Below are 14550 nucleotides of genomic sequence, written 5' to 3' on the forward strand. Positions count from 1 at the left end.
GAAGCGAGTTCACTTGTTAAATCGTGAGCAATTAATATCCATTCGAAGAGATTTACACCAAATCCCTGAGCTTGGTTTTAAGGAATTCAAAACACAAGCGTATCTCATCAAGCATCTTGGTGCTTATTCAAAAGATCGAGTTGAGATGGAAACGTGGCGCACTGGGCTTTTTGTTAAAGTAAAGGGAACAAATCCTGAGCGCGTTTTTGCTTATCGTGCAGATATGGACGGCCTCTCTATTCCTGAGGAGACAGGGTATCCATTTCAATCAGTACATGAAGGGAACATGCACGCATGTGGACATGACCTTCATATGACCATCGCACTTGGAATCATTGATCATTTCGTTCATGAGCCAATCAAAGAAGATCTATTATTTATGTTCCAGCCGGCAGAAGAAGGTCCAGGCGGAGCTGAACCGATGCTTACAAGCGATGTGCTGAAAAAGTGGACGCCAGACTTTATTACAGCACTGCATATTGCACCTGAATATCCTGTCGGAACGATAGCCACAAAGCCAGGGCTGCTTTTTGCCAATACGAGTGAGCTTGTGATAGATCTTGAAGGAAAAGGCGGACACGCTGCTTACCCTCATTTAGCGAATGATATGGTTGTGGCTGCGAGTGCACTTGTAAATCAACTGCAATCGGTTATTTCTCGTAATGTGGATCCTCTTGATAGTGCGGTCATTACGATTGGCACAATTACCGGCGGAACGGCTCAAAATATCATTGCCCAGCATGCAAAGCTTGACGGCACTATTCGTACACTTTCACCAGAGTCTATGGATAAGGTGAGAAAGCGAATTGAAGCACTAGCAAAAGGGATTGAAATTGGCTACGAATGCAAGGCAACCGTGCGATACCCTTCATCTTATTACGAAGTGGACAATTCAAAGGATCTGACAGAGGAATTTATGTCATATGTTGCCGGAGAAGGGCTTGCGAATGTGGTTGAATGCAGAGAAGCCATGACAGGAGAAGACTTTGGCTACATGTTGAAAAAATACCCTGGATTCATGTTTTGGTTAGGGGTCGATTCAGAATATGGCCTGCATCATGCAAAACTCATGCCTGATGAAAAAGCGATAGAAACAGCTGTAAACGTAATGACAGCTTATTTCAAAAAGCAAGCAGGTGAATGAATAATCAAGCTGCCTCCTGTACACCTTATGAACAGGAGGTGTTCTTGATTATGACAAGAATTGGTGTAGAACCATCTTTATCCGATGTAGAAGAACTACTGAAGCAAAAAGGGTATGACGTTGTACGCATTCAAAATGAACAGCAAATGGATCAGTGTGACTGCTATGTGGTCACAGGGCTAGATTCAAATGTTCTTGGCATTTCAGACACAACGACAAAAGCATCTGTGATTACTGCGTCAGGTATGACGGCTGATGAAATTTGTCAAGAAGTAGAACAGCGTGTTCAATAAAACAAACAAGAAAAAGAACCGGTAGATTATAATCCCGGTTCTTTTTGCTCTTTTTCTATATCAAGTACTTCTTTCATTTTTTTGCGCAAGATTCGTTCTACCCGCCATTGCTCCATTGTTTCGGTTTTAGCTATGATGCGCAGTACGAGTGAAGAGGAGCCGAACGCCTCCACGCCGACAACTTGAGGTCCTTCGATAATTTGAGGGATTTCTTCCCGTACCTCATCACACGCAGCTTGAAGGGCTGTGATCATTTGATCCACATTCTCTTCTGGAGATAACTCGATATCAACGAGTGCCTGCATCGTCCCTCTTGAATGGTTGCTCACGTTCAATATACTTCGATTTGGGATAAAATGAAGGGTGCCGTCAAAGCTTCGAAGCTGAGTGGTTCTAAGTCCAATTTGTTCTACGATCCCATCAAAGCCAGCAACTGTTATATATTCTCCCACATCGAATTGTTTCTCTAATAATATAAAGAATCCTGTCACAATATCACTCACTAGTCCTTGAGCGCCAAAACCGATCGCAAGCCCCACAACGCCTGCGCCAGCTAGCAAAGCGGTCGGGTTATAATGAAATAAGTCGAGGATCATGACCACTAGAATAAAAATCAATATGTAGGCGAAAATATTTAACGTGAGACTTTGCAGCGTCTGAGCTCTTGATAAAGAGACGTCATGCTTTTCAGAGAATGTGGAATAGGCACGCCTAATCATCTTGTTTCCGATGGCTCTGATGATAAAATAAATCGCAAAAATAACGATTAGTTTTAGCAAAATCATACTGCTATTGAGGATAATGGAAACCCAATCTACTTGTTCAAATGCTTTCATGTTCTTCAAAACCTTTCTATGTATGCTCTAATAGAGAAGCTAATCATTTGTTCCCTTATGCAAGACATGTTAAACTTTTGTTAAGTGGAGCAAGAGATTGTGACAAATCGTTAATTAAATTTATTATTAATTAATATTGACTAAAAACCGCTTAAGTATTATAATTGTAATTGTGAAGTTATTAACTAAATGAGAATTTCAACTTTTGATTCTCATTTTATATACAGCTTAGAAGTCTGTATAAAGATATTATTTTTTGGAGGGATTTACATATGGCAGAGCGTTTTGTAGGAAAACAAGCTCCACGTTTTGAAATGGAAGCAGTACTTGCTAACAAGGAATTTGGTAAAGTGAGTTTAGAGGAAAACATGAAGAATGACAAATGGACAGTTCTTTTCTTCTATCCAATGGATTTCACATTTGTTTGCCCAACTGAAATTACAGCAATGAGCGATCGTTATGATGAGTTCGAAGATTTAGATGCAGAAATCATTGGTGTATCTACTGATACAATCCATACGCATCTAGCTTGGATCAACACAGACCGTAAAGAAAATGGTCTAGGTGAATTGAAATATCCGCTAGCTGCTGACACAAATCACACAGTATCTAGAGAATACGGCGTTTTAATTGAAGAAGAAGGTATTGCACTTCGCGGTCTATTCATTATCAACCCAGAAGGCGAACTTCAATATCAAACAGTATTCCACAACAATATCGGTCGTGATGTAGATGAGACATTACGTGTTCTTCAAGCATTACAAACTGGTGGACTTTGCCCAGCTAACTGGAAGCCTGGTCAAAAAACACTTTAATTGATAGCTGAAGAAACAGGAGGGTCTAACTGATGTTAGACCTTTTTGTTTCGACACATACAATGGATGGAGGCGCTTCAAAATGAAATTACGTCAACCAATGCCAGAACTAACTGGTGCAAAAGAATGGTTAAATGGAGAAGTAACAAAAGAAGATCTAATTGGTGACAAACCAACATTGATTCATTTCTGGTCAGTCAGCTGTCATCTTTGTAAAGAGGCCATGCCTCAAGTCAATCAATTCCGTGATGAATACAAGGATCAACTAAACGTTGTAGCCGTTCATATGCCGCGTTCAGAGGATGACCTAGATCTAGATAAAATCAAAGAGGTTGCGAAAGAGCATGAAATCACGCAGCCAATTTTTGTGGACAGTGATCATCACTTAACAGAAGCCTTTGAAAATGAATATGTACCAGCATATTATGTATTTGATAAAACAGGTGCTCTGCGCCACTTCCAAGCTGGCGGAAGCGGAATGAAAATGCTTGAGAAACGTGTCAATCGAGTGCTTTCTGAGTCTGAAAAGGCTGCAGAATAGGCTTTCCCCCATAAATGGGGGTTTTTTCATGGACAAAAATAGGCGACCTATTGCACGGAATGGACTTTTTATGTACGTGTCCTTCCTAAGAAAAGAGAAATTGAGGGAGTTTATTAAAAAATATTCCTGAAATAAAAAGGTATTAAGACCTATTTACATTTTTGTTTTGAAATGAAAATGTAAAGATTTTAACTTTTTACTATTCAGAACGTTTTTGCACAAAAGAAATTTCAGTTTGGTAAATAACGATGTAAATCAAGTAGTATAAGTGTTTATTCAAATTTTTTACAATATTTTAAAGTTTGTCAAAAGCCTTTAGTGGCAATGAAATGGATGCCGATTGTTCCTCTTTGGCAAAATTTTAGTTGAAAATACCTATCTGATAGCAAACTGTAAAATGATAAAAAAATAGTTGATAAAATTAGTTTTCTAATCTAATATTTACTATAGAATATTTTTTATATGATGAGGGGGAAATCCATTGTTTAATGAGAGGGAAGCGTTACGATTACGATTGGAACAACTAAACGAAGCAGAAGTAAAGGTCATCCGTGAATATCAAATTGAGCGAGATGCGATTTATGCAAAATTAAGAGAATTAGACCGTCAAGGAACAGGTCTAGTGTCAGATACAAAAAAAGAAGTGCGTACAGAAAGAAAGACGGATTCGCTGCCTGTATTAGCTGAACTGGCTGCACAAGAAATGAGAAGCTACCAGCCGCCGGCACAATCAAATCCTGCATCATCTTTAGGAACAGGACAGCTAAACGGTGTACCTGTAGGTATTCCTGAAGGATCTACAAGACGCAGAAGAGGCACAGCCCGCCCTGGTTCAAAGGCAGCTAAGCTTCGTGAAGCTGCGATTAAAACGTTAAAGCGTCATAATGCGGCGATTAAAAGCTCTGAACTTCAAAAAGAGATTGAAAAAGAGAGCGGTCTTGAAATTCCAAATATGACAACGTTTATGCAAAGCTTAATTAAAATGTATCCTGAAGTGAAAAAGCCATATCGCGGACAGTATATTTTAGAAGGCGACATTCAAACAGAAGACGAATAAATAAAAAGAAACTGCTGACGTAAAAGCCAGCAGTTTTTTATTGCGAGAATTACTTTTTTTGGTCAACTGTATAGACAATTTTTCGTTCCTTTGACAGGTGATCACGCTGTTTTTTGAAGCCATCGATCTTCACTGTCATGACCTCTCCATTTCGCTGCACCGCATCGACTTGTGCCTGGAGTATTTGAACTTGTTCGTTCAGCTTTTTCAAGATGGGTTCGATTTCTTCCGTTGTTTGCAGGAAGCTGTCTCGAGAGAATGGCTGTGAATTTGTTTGAGCTGACTGGTCAATATCAGCAAAATGAGATGCGATCCATTCCTCACTTTCTGCTAACTGCTTTTGATAGCTTGTGAGCGTTTCATAAAAAATCGTTTCCTTTGCTTTTTCAATTTGCAGTAATTTCTCTTGTGTTTCATAAAAACGCTCCTGAAGGTGTCTGACGCCTTCCTGTAATAAATGGAGCTCTGCGTTTTTATCACCCAATGTTTGCTGCAGTTTCTCAATCACAGCGGATAAAGTATTTCCTTTTTTCTCCTCTTTTGCAAGCCGTTGATCTTGATCTTGCATCCGTTCATTTAATTGTTGAGAGATTTCTTTATATTTGATCACTTTTAAATGCAGCCGGTGTTTTTCTTCCGTTTCTTTTCTTCTATGAAAGGTTTCCTTTTGCAGCATTTCATGAAGAAGGACTATTTTATGTAATAATTCAGATTTGCTGTAGGAGAGATCCTGTATTTTTGAGGCTGCATCGTCTTGATCAATGGTCATTTCATCCAATTGTTGTTTTAATAGCGTGTAATCCTTTTTCATCTCATGATATTCTTGAGTTAACTTTTTATTTTTAGAATACGTATATGAGGACTGTAAATCAGAGATCATTTGTTGATATTTGGCTGTTTCAGCTTTTAAGTATAAATTCTCTTGAGATAGGTCATGGAATAGGGGAGAAGCATGGCGCCTGTTCATGGATAGACCCTCCTTATTCATGTTACCAATAAAGTATGCGAAATGAGTGCGATTAGAACAACCATATCCAAGGAGGGTGAGAGAATGGATGTAGTGAATGTCATTTTAGCTGGAGGAGCTTCCAGACGTTTTGGAGTGCCAAAGGCAAGCCATATGTATCAAGGAAAACCACTATATGAGTATGTGAAAAAGCAGCTTTTGAAAGGACAGACGGTCATCATCAGCCATCCATCACTTCTGCCCTTTTTTAAAGAAAGAGGTGAACGAAGTGTGTGGTTAGATGATGAACAGGTGCGCGGATGCGGGCCGCTTGCCGGCATGTATACGGCGATGCAAAAGCAAGAAGCAGCATGGTATTTGGTGACGGCATGTGACATGCCCTTCATACGGAGGGAGACCGCCGAAGCATTATCGTCCTATTGCAGCGAGCACGTAGATGCTATCATCCCGCTTGTTCAGGGCAGATTACAGCCTTTATTTGCGCTTTATCACCGCCGCTGTCTGCCGTCCATTGATGCGTGTTTAAAAGAGAATCAATTAGCCATCAAAGAGTTACTTCAAAGGCTTAAGGTGCGCATCGTCCCAGAGGAGGAACTGAACGTAACACCAAATGAATTTCGAAATATCAATAAAAGAAGCGATTTACCTGAAAACGGTATGATATGATACATAAAAATGGTGAGGAGAGAACAGCATTGAATGACCGATATTCAAGACAAATCTTGTTCCCTCCGGTTGGGGATAAGGGTCAGCGTGCGCTTGCTGACAGTCATGTTCTGATCGTTGGAGCCGGTGCACTTGGAACTGCCTCCGCTGAAGGGCTTGTCCGGTCTGGGATCGGCACGTTGACGATTGTTGATCGTGATTATGTAGAGTTTTCAAATTTACAGCGGCAGCAGCTGTACACAGAACATGATGCAAAGGCACATGTGCCAAAAGCAGCTGCGGCAAAAAAACGTCTCCAAGAGATCAATCATGAAGTGATCATACACGCCCTGATTGAAGATGCAGGCGCGAGGCTGTTAAGACCGTTATTTCAGAGCGCAGATATTGTCATTGATGCGACGGATAATTTTGAGACGAGAATGGTGATGAATGATTTATCGCAGGAAACGAAGACGCCGTGGATATATGGCGCTTGTGTGAGCAGCCAGGGGATGTATATGACCATTTTGCCGGATAAAACGCCGTGTTTATCGTGTGTCTTTACAGAACTGCCTGTTGGCGGCTTGACGTGTGATACAGCGGGGATTATTTCTCCAGCAGTTCAAATGGTTTCTGCTTATCAGCAAACAGAGGTGCTAAAATATTTAACAGGACATGAAGATCAAATCGAACGGAAATTTGTCACATTTGATCTTTGGCAGGCGACATCGTTTAAAATGGATTTGTCTCGTACTAAGCAGAAGAATTGCCCATCCTGCGGTGAAGAAAGAACCTATCCTTATTTACATGAGCAGCGTAAAAAAACGACGATTCTTTGCGGACGGGATACAGTTCAAGTTGTATCTAAAGATTTAGCAAATCTATCATTTCAGCATGTGAAAGAGAGGCTGTCATCTATTTGTGAGGTGGAAGTGAATGACTTCTTAATCCATGTCCGCTATGAATCTTATCGTATTGTCTTTTTCAAAGGTGGACGTGCATTAATCCATGGGACGAATGATGAAAAAGCAGCCAATTCATTACTAGCAAGACTGCTAGGGATATAGGAGTGAAGTGTGATGGAAAGACGTCAGCCAATTCCAGTAGAAGAAGCCATTCAGAAAGTCCATCAATATGAAAAGCATGGAGAAGCAGAATGGGTGCCATTAAAAAATAGTCTTGAAAGGTTCATTGCAGAAGATATTTTAGCAGATCATGATGTTCCTGCATTTGATCGTTCCCCGTATGATGGTTTTGCACTTCGGGCAGAAGATACAAAAGAAGCGTCAAGCGAGCATCCGGTTGAATTTGAGGTCATTGACCATATTGGTGCAGGAATGGTCTCAGCAAAAACCATCGGTCCCTTTCAAGCCATCCGTATCATGACAGGAGCAAAAATCCCGGATGGAGCAAATGTCGTCATCATGCTTGAGCTGACTAAGACCTTCGAAAAAGACGGCAAATCATACATGTCACTTAAAAGAACGCTGAAAAAAGGGGACAATATTTCTCGTCAAGGAGAAGAAGTACTTGAAGGAAATGTGATGGTCAAAAAAGGAACCAAAGTAACTCCGGGCGTTACGGCCCTATTGGCGACATTTGGATATGGTGTAGTGCCAGTTGTCAAAAAGCCAGTGATCGGCATCATCTCAACAGGTACAGAGCTTCTTCAAGTGAGTGATGCGATGGTGGACGGTAAGATTAGAAACAGTAATCTTAGTATGGTTTATGCCCAGGTACTTGAGGCCGGGGGAGAGCCGCTAGATTTAGGCGGTGTGTCCGATGATTTTGACAAAAGCTATCATGCAGTCAAAGCAGCCTTAAGCAAGGTAGATTTTTTAATCACAACAGGCGGTGTGTCAGTAGGTGATTTTGACTTTCTCCCTGCGATTTATGAAAAGCTGGGAGCTGAGGTGCTGTTTAATAAAGTGGCCATGAGACCCGGAAGTGTGACGACGGTTGCTGCAATGCCAAATGGTCAACTGCTGTTTGGGCTGTCAGGAAATCCCGCTGCCTGTTTTGTTGGCTTTGAATTATTTGTGAAACCGATCATCTATAAATGGTCTTTGAAGAAACAGCCGTTTCCTGCTTTTGCTGAGGCGAAGCTGACACACGATTTTCCAAAAGCCAATCCGTTCACTCGATTTGTCAGAGCGGCACTACAATTCACGGGCAGTCAGCTCAGTGTGACCCCAACAGGTCTTGATAAATCAAGTGCTGTGACCTCTATTGCAGATGCTAACTGTTTCATCGTGCTGCCCGGAGGAACAAGAGGTTTTAAGGCCGGTGATCAGGTCCATGTTCTGCTGTTTCAGCACGAAGGAGAGGGTTCCCCATGCTGGATGACACATTAAGCATATTACAGGTGGTCGGTTATCAAAATAGCGGCAAGACTACGTTGATTGAAAAGCTCTGTCAGCTGGCTGTACTTGACGGGCTGAAGCTAGGCTGCTTCAAACACCATGGACATGGCGGGAAACCAGATCGTCTTTTGAAAGAAAAAGACACCGATCGATATGTTCAAGCAGGTGCATTTGCCGCTGGCGTGGAAGGAGAGGGTGAATTTCACTTTTCAATGCAGCACATCACGTTAGAGCAGTTGCTCAACATGTGTCAGCATCTTCCATTAGACGCTGTCTTGATAGAAGGGTATAAACAGGCACCATACCGCAAAATCGTTTGTGTAAAGAATGAAGAGGAGCTCATTGATCTTTCAACTCTTTCCAATATACAAGCAGCTATTTATTTTTCTCAAGAGTTTCAATTAATCGAAAATTACTCGTTTCCTGTGTTTTCAGCCTTTGAAAAGGGCGCAGTCACATTTGGTTTTAACTTATTGAAGGGAGGCGGCACTGCTTGAGTGAATTTTTTAAAATAACAAAAACGCCGATTGATGTAAACGAATTGATTCAGCATGTGACAAGGCGAAAGGCAGGGGCCATTACGACGTTTATCGGGACGGTCAGAGAGTGGACAAACGGCAAAAAAACATTGCGTTTAACTTATGAAGCATACATACCAATGGCTGAAAGCATGCTAAGTCAAATTGGACAAGAAATCAAGAAACGGTGGCCTGAAACTGAAGCAGCCATTGTGCACCGGATCGGGACACTTGATATAACGGATATTGCTGTTGTGATAGCCGTTTCATCTCCTCATAGGAAGGCTGCATACGAAGCGAACGAATATGCCATTGAGCGAATTAAGGAAATCGTTCCAATTTGGAAAAAAGAATATTGGGAAGACGGGGAAGCCTGGATAGGTGATCAGCTTGAAACGGTTTCATATCCAGAGGGGAAACCTAGCGATCTTCAACTTGCAAAGAAAGAAGGTGATCAGCTTGATTAGTGTATTATTGTTCGCCGGCCTTGCTGAGAAGGCCGGTAAACAACAAATCATCATTCAAAAAGATCAAACAACGGTTGATGAGATTAAATTAGAATTACAGGAGGTATATGGTGTTGATGCTGCACAAAACGTGATGGTTGCAGTCAACGAACTATATACGAGGGAAAACGCTGAAGTGCGTAGCGGGGACACTGTTGCATTCATTCCTCCTGTAAGCGGTGGATAATAGATATTAGAGGATTTGGTTATGGCCAGCGGCTGTAACCATTTTTTTATGTGTGAAAAGATTGTAGAGGTATTTGGGTGTGATCTTCGTAAATAAAACATCCCCTTCGTGCTTTAGAAATGTGAGGGTCGAGCTGCTGGATCAGATCATACAATTCGCTAATTCGTCTCACATTGAAATCTGTCTGGGCGTGAAGCTGTTCTTTTAATTCTTTTGTACTCACAATGCTTCCCTTTTTCTCTTTAATAATATCTACACATCTAGCAGCGTAGTATATTTTGTCATTAGAGGGTCTGCTTTCTTTCATATCAAGTAATTTGAGCTCATGATAAATCAGTTCTCTTTCCTTTCGAAAGTATTGCCATGCTTCTTGTTCCTTTTCATAAAGTAAAATCAATTGTGTTTTCAATTTTTCTCTTAACATTCACTTGACTCCATTTCCACTATCATTTAACCTACCTCTATTTTACATTATATGAAAAAATAACTTTTGATCAAGTAAAAACCTTATATTTTTCATTTTTTAATATGAAAGTATTGATACTAAAGGCTCATTTGTTCTATAAAAGAAACCAATCATAGTCCTATAAAGCCGGGATTTGTCGAAATTACTAGGATTATTTTAACAAAAAATTGTTGTGTCTAACTAAGACCATCCGAATTCAAAGGAAAAGGATATTTATTCCGAAAGACATGTGGTTTTTTGATAAAATGTTTTTAGGTCAGTAAAACCTCTATTTTTTGATATGAATATGGTCTGGTCATGGTGTCATTTGGAGGATGTCATTCGTGATAATAGAATAATAGATAAATTTTTTCCTCAATGAAAATAAGAAAATCAAATCATCCATCACTTATTGGCAATCTTTTGATAAAATAGAAAGAACAAGAGAGAACATGTGCGTTTGCATACTTGCATGACATAGAGAGGAGACATTTGATGAAAGAAAATATGCAAAAGCCCACGATCATTGGAGTGAGCACAAGACCTTCAGAGCACCTGAAAAGAGTATGGGAAAACCCGGTGGTTTGGTGGCCTTTATCCTGTGTGCTTCTTTTAACAGTGATTGTGACTTATTTGTCAGAGCTAGTGAATGAAGGAATGTGGGCAGATTTAAGCTTGCCGGTATCGGTCGTTTATGTGGTGACGCTAATTGGTCTAATTCTCGGGCTTGTGATTAATGCTGCTATATATAAGTTCATCGTATTTTTAGCAAAGGGTGATGCATCGTTTCAGCAGCTGTTTTCAGCGGTCCTGTTTATTACACCAGTTACGATCATTGGTACGATTATTTCTCATCTGTCCGTCATCCTGTTCCATGTGCCAAAAAACATCACAATCACCTCATTAAATGCACTCATTCAAACTTCTGGTCCATGGCACGGTGTGTTTGCTAATATTGATCTCTTTGTGATCTGGAATCTTGTTTTAACAGGCTTTTTATTGATCAAAGTCGGTCATATATCTCCAAGAATATCTTGGATCATGATAGGAGTCTTTTATGTCATTTCTTTCATTCTTCAATATGTAGGAACCGCAATCAACATATCAGTAAGCTGGGGGTAGAATGTCTTTATGAGAAAGAAAATCATCATCGGATCCATTTTTATTATTGTCATCGGTCTATTTATTGGCTTTAACATTGCGAAAAATCAATCAAAGCCTGCTTCGACAGCAGCTATTAAAACAGTAAAACCCACACAAAAAGAAATCACCACTACGGTAATGACGCCAGGGACACTTTCATTCTCTGAAGAGCAGTTCATTTATGCAGAAGAGGAAAAAGGACACTTGAAGGGGATTTCTGTGAAAGAAGGAGAAAAGGTAAAGGCTGGAACGCCGCTTCTTACATATGAAAATAGGGAGCTGGAGCTTGAAGAGCAGCAGCAAGCTCTTGCGGCTGAATCAAGTACGCTAAAACGCGAACAATTACAAAATAGACTGAGCGAATTAGATGAAAAACAAGCAGGCGACTCAGTCGCCCATCCTAAAAACGAGCGAGACCAGCTCGAATTAGAGCTGAAAGCGGCTGAATTAGAACAAAAACAAGCAGAGATCAGCCAAGAAAAAGTAAAAGCACAAATAGAAGATTTAACCGTACATAGTAAAATTGACGGTACAGTGATTTCCATTGAGCAAGAAGAAGGGGCAGGAAAGCCGGAAGAAAGACAGCCGATCATTCATATTGGCAATGAGAAAAAAATGATTGTGCGAGGATTGATTTCTGAGTATGACGCCATAAAAGTGAAAAAGAAACAAAAAGTAAAGGTTACATCTGATGTCATTCGCGGAAAGAGCTGGCAAGGGGTCGTGAAAAAAGTGGGGGCTGTACCTGCTCAGGCAGCATCCGAAACAACTGCGGGTGATCAAACGGTACAATATCCTGTTGAAATCGAAATAAAGGGAAAAAAACCTGAAGCGAAACCTGGTTTTAAAATGATCATGGAAATTGAAACAGATAAGCGTCAAGCCCAAACGATTCCTGAATCAGCTGTAAAAAAAGAGGATGATGGACAATACGTTTATATTGTCAAAAAGAATGTACTTAAAAAAGTAAAAGTGGTGCTAGGGGAAACGTCAGGTAATGACCTTGAAGTGACAAAAGGTGTCAAGGCAGAGGATCAAATCATTGCTCATCCATCAGATGACATGTATGACGGAATGGAAGTGAATGCTGAATGATTCAGCTTTCAAACGTGACAAAAAGCTATGAGGTCGCCCAAGAAACATTTGATGTATTAAGTGAGATCGATCTTGTCATTGAAAAAGGCGAGTATATGTCCATTATGGGCCCGTCCGGCTCTGGAAAATCGACGTTAATGAATATCATTGGCTGTTTAGACCGACCCACCACAGGACAATATCATTTTCAAGGAAGAGAGCTGTCAGCTGCAAAGGATCAAGAGCTTGCAGTGATTCGAAATCAATTCATTGGATTTGTCTTTCAGCAATTTCACCTGCTGCCGAGGTTAAATGCGAGGCGTAATGTTGAGCTTCCGATGATTTACGCTGGTATCAGTCAAAAGGAAAGAAAAGAACGCGCAGAAATGGCACTTGAAAAGGTTGGTTTGGCAGACCGAATGAAACATATGCCAAGTGAGTTGTCGGGAGGGCAAAAGCAAAGGGTGGCAATTGCTCGTGCAATTGTCAATAAGCCGCAGCTTATCTTAGCAGATGAACCAACAGGTGCTCTTGACTCAAAAACAAGCTTCACAATCATGGAACAGTTTACTAAGCTGAATGAGGAGGGGACAACGATTGTGCTTGTCACCCATGAAGAAGAAATGGCTGCGTATACAAATCGGACGGTCGTTGTAAGAGATGGACGGCTCGTTGAAGATAGATTGACACAAGGGGACGCTATGAATGAAACTCTTTGAAAATATCAAAATAGCGATGAATTCTGTTTTAGCTCATAAATTACGTTCTATTTTAACGATGCTTGGGATTATTATTGGTGTTGGATCGGTCATTGCGGTCGTGGCTATCGGTCAAGGCGGCGAGCAAATGTTAAAAGGGTCGATTTCAGGTCCAAACAATACCATTGATATGACATATACGCCTTCTGACGAAGAGTTAAATGCAAATCCAAACGCTTTATTCGACGCCACATTTACTGAGGAAGACATAAAAAGCATTAAGACAATCAACGGGGTGAATCAGGTTGCCTCTTCGACCGCACAAGGAATGCAGCTGAGATTTCAAGATACGACAGTGGATGCGACAGTTAACGGTATAAATGAAGGGTATACGAATGTCCATTCATTACAAATAGCAGAAGGACAGAATTTAAGAGATGTTGACTTTAGAAGCGGCAGAAGAGCCGCTCTCATCTCTGAAGGCTTACAAAAAGAATTATTTAATGGACAGAAGGCATTGGGCGAAATGATTTGGATGAACGGACAGCCTGTTGAAGTCATCGGTGTTTTAGCAAAACAGAAAGGGATGTTTTCATTTGATATGAACGAAATATTTGTCCCGTTTGCTATGCTCACCTCCACATTTGGGATCAATGAATATGATAAGTTGTCAATTCAAGTCGCACATGCTGATCAAATGAAGGAAGTAGGAAAGAATGCGGCTGCATTATTAAATGAAAATCATCATACAGAAGATGCTTATGAAATGATCAATATGGAAGAAATCGCAGAAGGCATTGGTCAAATCACATCTGTTATGACAACAATCATTGGCTCAATAGCTGGGATTTCTTTGCTTGTCGGCGGTATCGGTGTGATGAATATCATGCTTGTTTCTGTGACAGAGAGGACAAGGGAAATCGGTATCCGAAAGGCGATTGGAGCAACAAGGGCTCAAATACTCGTTCAATTTTTAATTGAATCTGTCGTCTTAACATTGATCGGCGGGTTGATGGGGATCGCACTTGGCTTAGGTGGCGCCGCGCTAGTATCACTAGTTGCCGGCTGGCCGTCCTTAGTATCTTGGCAAGTCATTTGTGGCGGTGTGCTGTTTAGTATGCTTATTGGGATTGTTTTTGGGTTAATTCCTGCGAATAAAGCAGCAAGACTAGATCCTATTGATTCTCTTAGATATGAATAATTCGGAGAAGAACAAAAGCATACAAACAGTGTGAATTCGCCTGTAATCCACCATCAAAAGCTTTTATGCACATCGCATAAAAGCTTTTTTTAGTTCCATTGAATGAAATGAAAAATG

18 protein-coding genes are annotated in these 14550 nt (G+C 40.7%); 15 read left to right on the top strand and 3 right to left on the bottom strand.

The annotated features are described in order from the left end of the window. Nucleotides 1-13 precede the first annotated feature (13 nt). Together C6348_RS02455 and C6348_RS02460 are read left to right on the top strand one after the other, a co-directional pair. The gene (locus C6348_RS02455) at nt 14-1144 is read left to right on the top strand and encodes an N-acetyldiaminopimelate deacetylase (protein WP_106041746.1); all 1131 of its coding nucleotides are present in this window, start codon (nt 14-16) and stop codon (nt 1142-1144) included. A 50-nt stretch (nt 1145-1194) separates the two neighbouring features. Further along, complete coding sequence (locus C6348_RS02460; protein WP_003211408.1) at nt 1195-1437, top strand: YkuS family protein; 243 nt, start codon at nt 1195-1197, stop codon at nt 1435-1437. Between the two features lie 26 nt (nt 1438-1463). On the opposite strand, the gene C6348_RS02465 is transcribed toward C6348_RS02460, so the two are convergent. Beyond that, a complete protein-coding gene (locus C6348_RS02465) occupies nt 1464-2273 on the bottom strand; it encodes a mechanosensitive ion channel family protein (RefSeq protein WP_034662747.1) in 810 nt (269 codons plus the stop codon). Between the two features lie 272 nt (nt 2274-2545). Here C6348_RS02465 and ahpA point away from each other — a divergent pair, with 272 nt between their 5' ends. The 3 genes from ahpA to C6348_RS02480 all read left to right on the top strand — a co-directional run bounded on the left by ahpA (nt 2546) and on the right by C6348_RS02480 (nt 4686). Next, on the top strand, nt 2546-3088 hold the full coding sequence (gene ahpA, locus C6348_RS02470) for a biofilm-specific peroxidase AhpA (protein ID WP_034662744.1): 543 nt from the start codon (nt 2546-2548) through the stop codon (nt 3086-3088). Between the two features lie 82 nt (nt 3089-3170). Then, the gene (locus C6348_RS02475) at nt 3171-3629 is read left to right on the top strand and encodes a TlpA family protein disulfide reductase (RefSeq protein WP_034662741.1); all 459 of its coding nucleotides are present in this window, start codon (nt 3171-3173) and stop codon (nt 3627-3629) included. 481 nt (nt 3630-4110) lie between these two features. Further along, a complete protein-coding gene (locus C6348_RS02480; protein WP_106041747.1) occupies nt 4111-4686 on the top strand; it encodes a Rok-like winged helix domain-containing protein in 576 nt (191 codons plus the stop codon). Between the two features lie 49 nt (nt 4687-4735). Here C6348_RS02480 and C6348_RS02485 read toward each other — a convergent pair whose 3' ends face one another. Next, nucleotides 4736-5653: a coiled-coil domain-containing protein gene (locus C6348_RS02485; protein ID WP_066031766.1), complete on the bottom strand. Its 918-nt coding sequence runs from the start codon at nt 5651-5653 to the stop codon at nt 4736-4738. 84 nt (nt 5654-5737) lie between these two features. Between C6348_RS02485 and mobA the strand changes: the two genes are divergently transcribed. The 6 genes from mobA to moaD are packed head-to-tail and all read left to right on the top strand — an operon-like array spanning nt 5738 to nt 9872. Further along, on the top strand, nt 5738-6319 hold the full coding sequence (gene mobA, locus C6348_RS02490) for a molybdenum cofactor guanylyltransferase (RefSeq protein WP_106041748.1): 582 nt from the start codon (nt 5738-5740) through the stop codon (nt 6317-6319). A gap of 29 nt (nt 6320-6348) precedes the next feature. Then, the gene (locus tag C6348_RS02495) at nt 6349-7365 is read left to right on the top strand and encodes a thiazole biosynthesis adenylyltransferase ThiF (protein WP_106041751.1); all 1017 of its coding nucleotides are present in this window, start codon (nt 6349-6351) and stop codon (nt 7363-7365) included. A gap of 9 nt (nt 7366-7374) precedes the next feature. After that, a complete protein-coding gene (locus C6348_RS02500) occupies nt 7375-8652 on the top strand; it encodes a molybdopterin molybdotransferase MoeA (RefSeq protein ID WP_223251510.1) in 1278 nt (425 codons plus the stop codon). Beyond that, on the top strand, nt 8634-9158 hold the full coding sequence (mobB, locus tag C6348_RS02505; RefSeq protein WP_106042313.1) for a molybdopterin-guanine dinucleotide biosynthesis protein B: 525 nt from the start codon (nt 8634-8636) through the stop codon (nt 9156-9158). The genes C6348_RS02500 and mobB overlap by 19 nt, the downstream gene beginning before the upstream one ends. Beyond that, complete coding sequence (locus C6348_RS02510) at nt 9155-9646, top strand: molybdenum cofactor biosynthesis protein MoaE (protein ID WP_106041755.1); 492 nt, start codon at nt 9155-9157, stop codon at nt 9644-9646. Before mobB ends, C6348_RS02510 begins: the two co-directional genes overlap by 4 nt. After that, the gene (moaD, locus tag C6348_RS02515; RefSeq protein WP_060596152.1) at nt 9639-9872 is read left to right on the top strand and encodes a molybdopterin converting factor subunit 1; all 234 of its coding nucleotides are present in this window, start codon (nt 9639-9641) and stop codon (nt 9870-9872) included. The genes C6348_RS02510 and moaD overlap by 8 nt, the downstream gene beginning before the upstream one ends. A 46-nt stretch (nt 9873-9918) precedes the next feature. Here moaD and C6348_RS02520 read toward each other — a convergent pair whose 3' ends face one another. Further along, nucleotides 9919-10296, bottom strand: coding sequence for a Rok-like winged helix domain-containing protein (locus C6348_RS02520; RefSeq protein WP_034662717.1), 378 nt, complete (start codon nt 10294-10296; stop codon nt 9919-9921). 516 nt (nt 10297-10812) lie between these two features. Between C6348_RS02520 and yknW the strand changes: the two genes are divergently transcribed. From yknW to C6348_RS02540, 4 genes are read left to right on the top strand one after another with little or no spacing between them, the layout of a single operon-like run. Continuing rightward, complete coding sequence (yknW, locus tag C6348_RS02525; protein ID WP_034662714.1) at nt 10813-11439, top strand: YknW family membrane protein; 627 nt, start codon at nt 10813-10815, stop codon at nt 11437-11439. 9 nt (nt 11440-11448) lie between these two features. Then, entirely contained in the window at nt 11449-12555 is a 1107-nt protein-coding gene (locus C6348_RS02530) for an efflux RND transporter periplasmic adaptor subunit (RefSeq protein WP_106041757.1), read from the top strand. Next, the gene (locus C6348_RS02535; protein ID WP_106041759.1) at nt 12552-13253 is read left to right on the top strand and encodes an ABC transporter ATP-binding protein; all 702 of its coding nucleotides are present in this window, start codon (nt 12552-12554) and stop codon (nt 13251-13253) included. The genes C6348_RS02530 and C6348_RS02535 overlap by 4 nt, the downstream gene beginning before the upstream one ends. Next, nucleotides 13240-14433, top strand: coding sequence for an ABC transporter permease (locus C6348_RS02540; RefSeq protein WP_034662707.1), 1194 nt, complete (start codon nt 13240-13242; stop codon nt 14431-14433). Before C6348_RS02535 ends, C6348_RS02540 begins: the two co-directional genes overlap by 14 nt. Nucleotides 14434-14550: the final 117 nt, after the last annotated feature.

It is taken from the genome of Bacillus sp. YBWC18, assembly GCF_002998775.1.
Taxonomy (GTDB): domain Bacteria; phylum Bacillota; class Bacilli; order Bacillales; family Bacillaceae; genus Bacillus.

What these genes read in the sequence shown, in the direction of transcription:
- mobA (WP_106041748.1), top strand. Translation starts at nt 5,738, where the DNA reads ATGGATGTAGTGAATGTCATTTTAGCTGGAGGAGCTTCCAGACGTTTT.
- C6348_RS02485 (WP_066031766.1), bottom strand. Translation starts at nt 5,653, where the DNA reads ATGAACAGGCGCCATGCTTCTCCCCTATTCCATGACCTATCTCAAGAG.
- C6348_RS02520 (WP_034662717.1), bottom strand. Translation starts at nt 10,296, where the DNA reads ATGTTAAGAGAAAAATTGAAAACACAATTGATTTTACTTTATGAAAAG.
- C6348_RS02530 (WP_106041757.1), top strand. Translation starts at nt 11,449, where the DNA reads ATGAGAAAGAAAATCATCATCGGATCCATTTTTATTATTGTCATCGGT.
- C6348_RS02475 (WP_034662741.1), top strand. Translation starts at nt 3,171, where the DNA reads ATGAAATTACGTCAACCAATGCCAGAACTAACTGGTGCAAAAGAATGG.
- yknW (WP_034662714.1), top strand. Translation starts at nt 10,813, where the DNA reads ATGAAAGAAAATATGCAAAAGCCCACGATCATTGGAGTGAGCACAAGA.
- C6348_RS02535 (WP_106041759.1), top strand. Translation starts at nt 12,552, where the DNA reads ATGATTCAGCTTTCAAACGTGACAAAAAGCTATGAGGTCGCCCAAGAA.
- C6348_RS02540 (WP_034662707.1), top strand. Translation starts at nt 13,240, where the DNA reads ATGAAACTCTTTGAAAATATCAAAATAGCGATGAATTCTGTTTTAGCT.
- C6348_RS02460 (WP_003211408.1), top strand. Translation starts at nt 1,195, where the DNA reads ATGACAAGAATTGGTGTAGAACCATCTTTATCCGATGTAGAAGAACTA.
- C6348_RS02465 (WP_034662747.1), bottom strand. Translation starts at nt 2,273, where the DNA reads ATGAAAGCATTTGAACAAGTAGATTGGGTTTCCATTATCCTCAATAGC.
- ahpA (WP_034662744.1), top strand. Translation starts at nt 2,546, where the DNA reads ATGGCAGAGCGTTTTGTAGGAAAACAAGCTCCACGTTTTGAAATGGAA.
- mobB (WP_106042313.1), top strand. Translation starts at nt 8,634, where the DNA reads ATGCTGGATGACACATTAAGCATATTACAGGTGGTCGGTTATCAAAAT.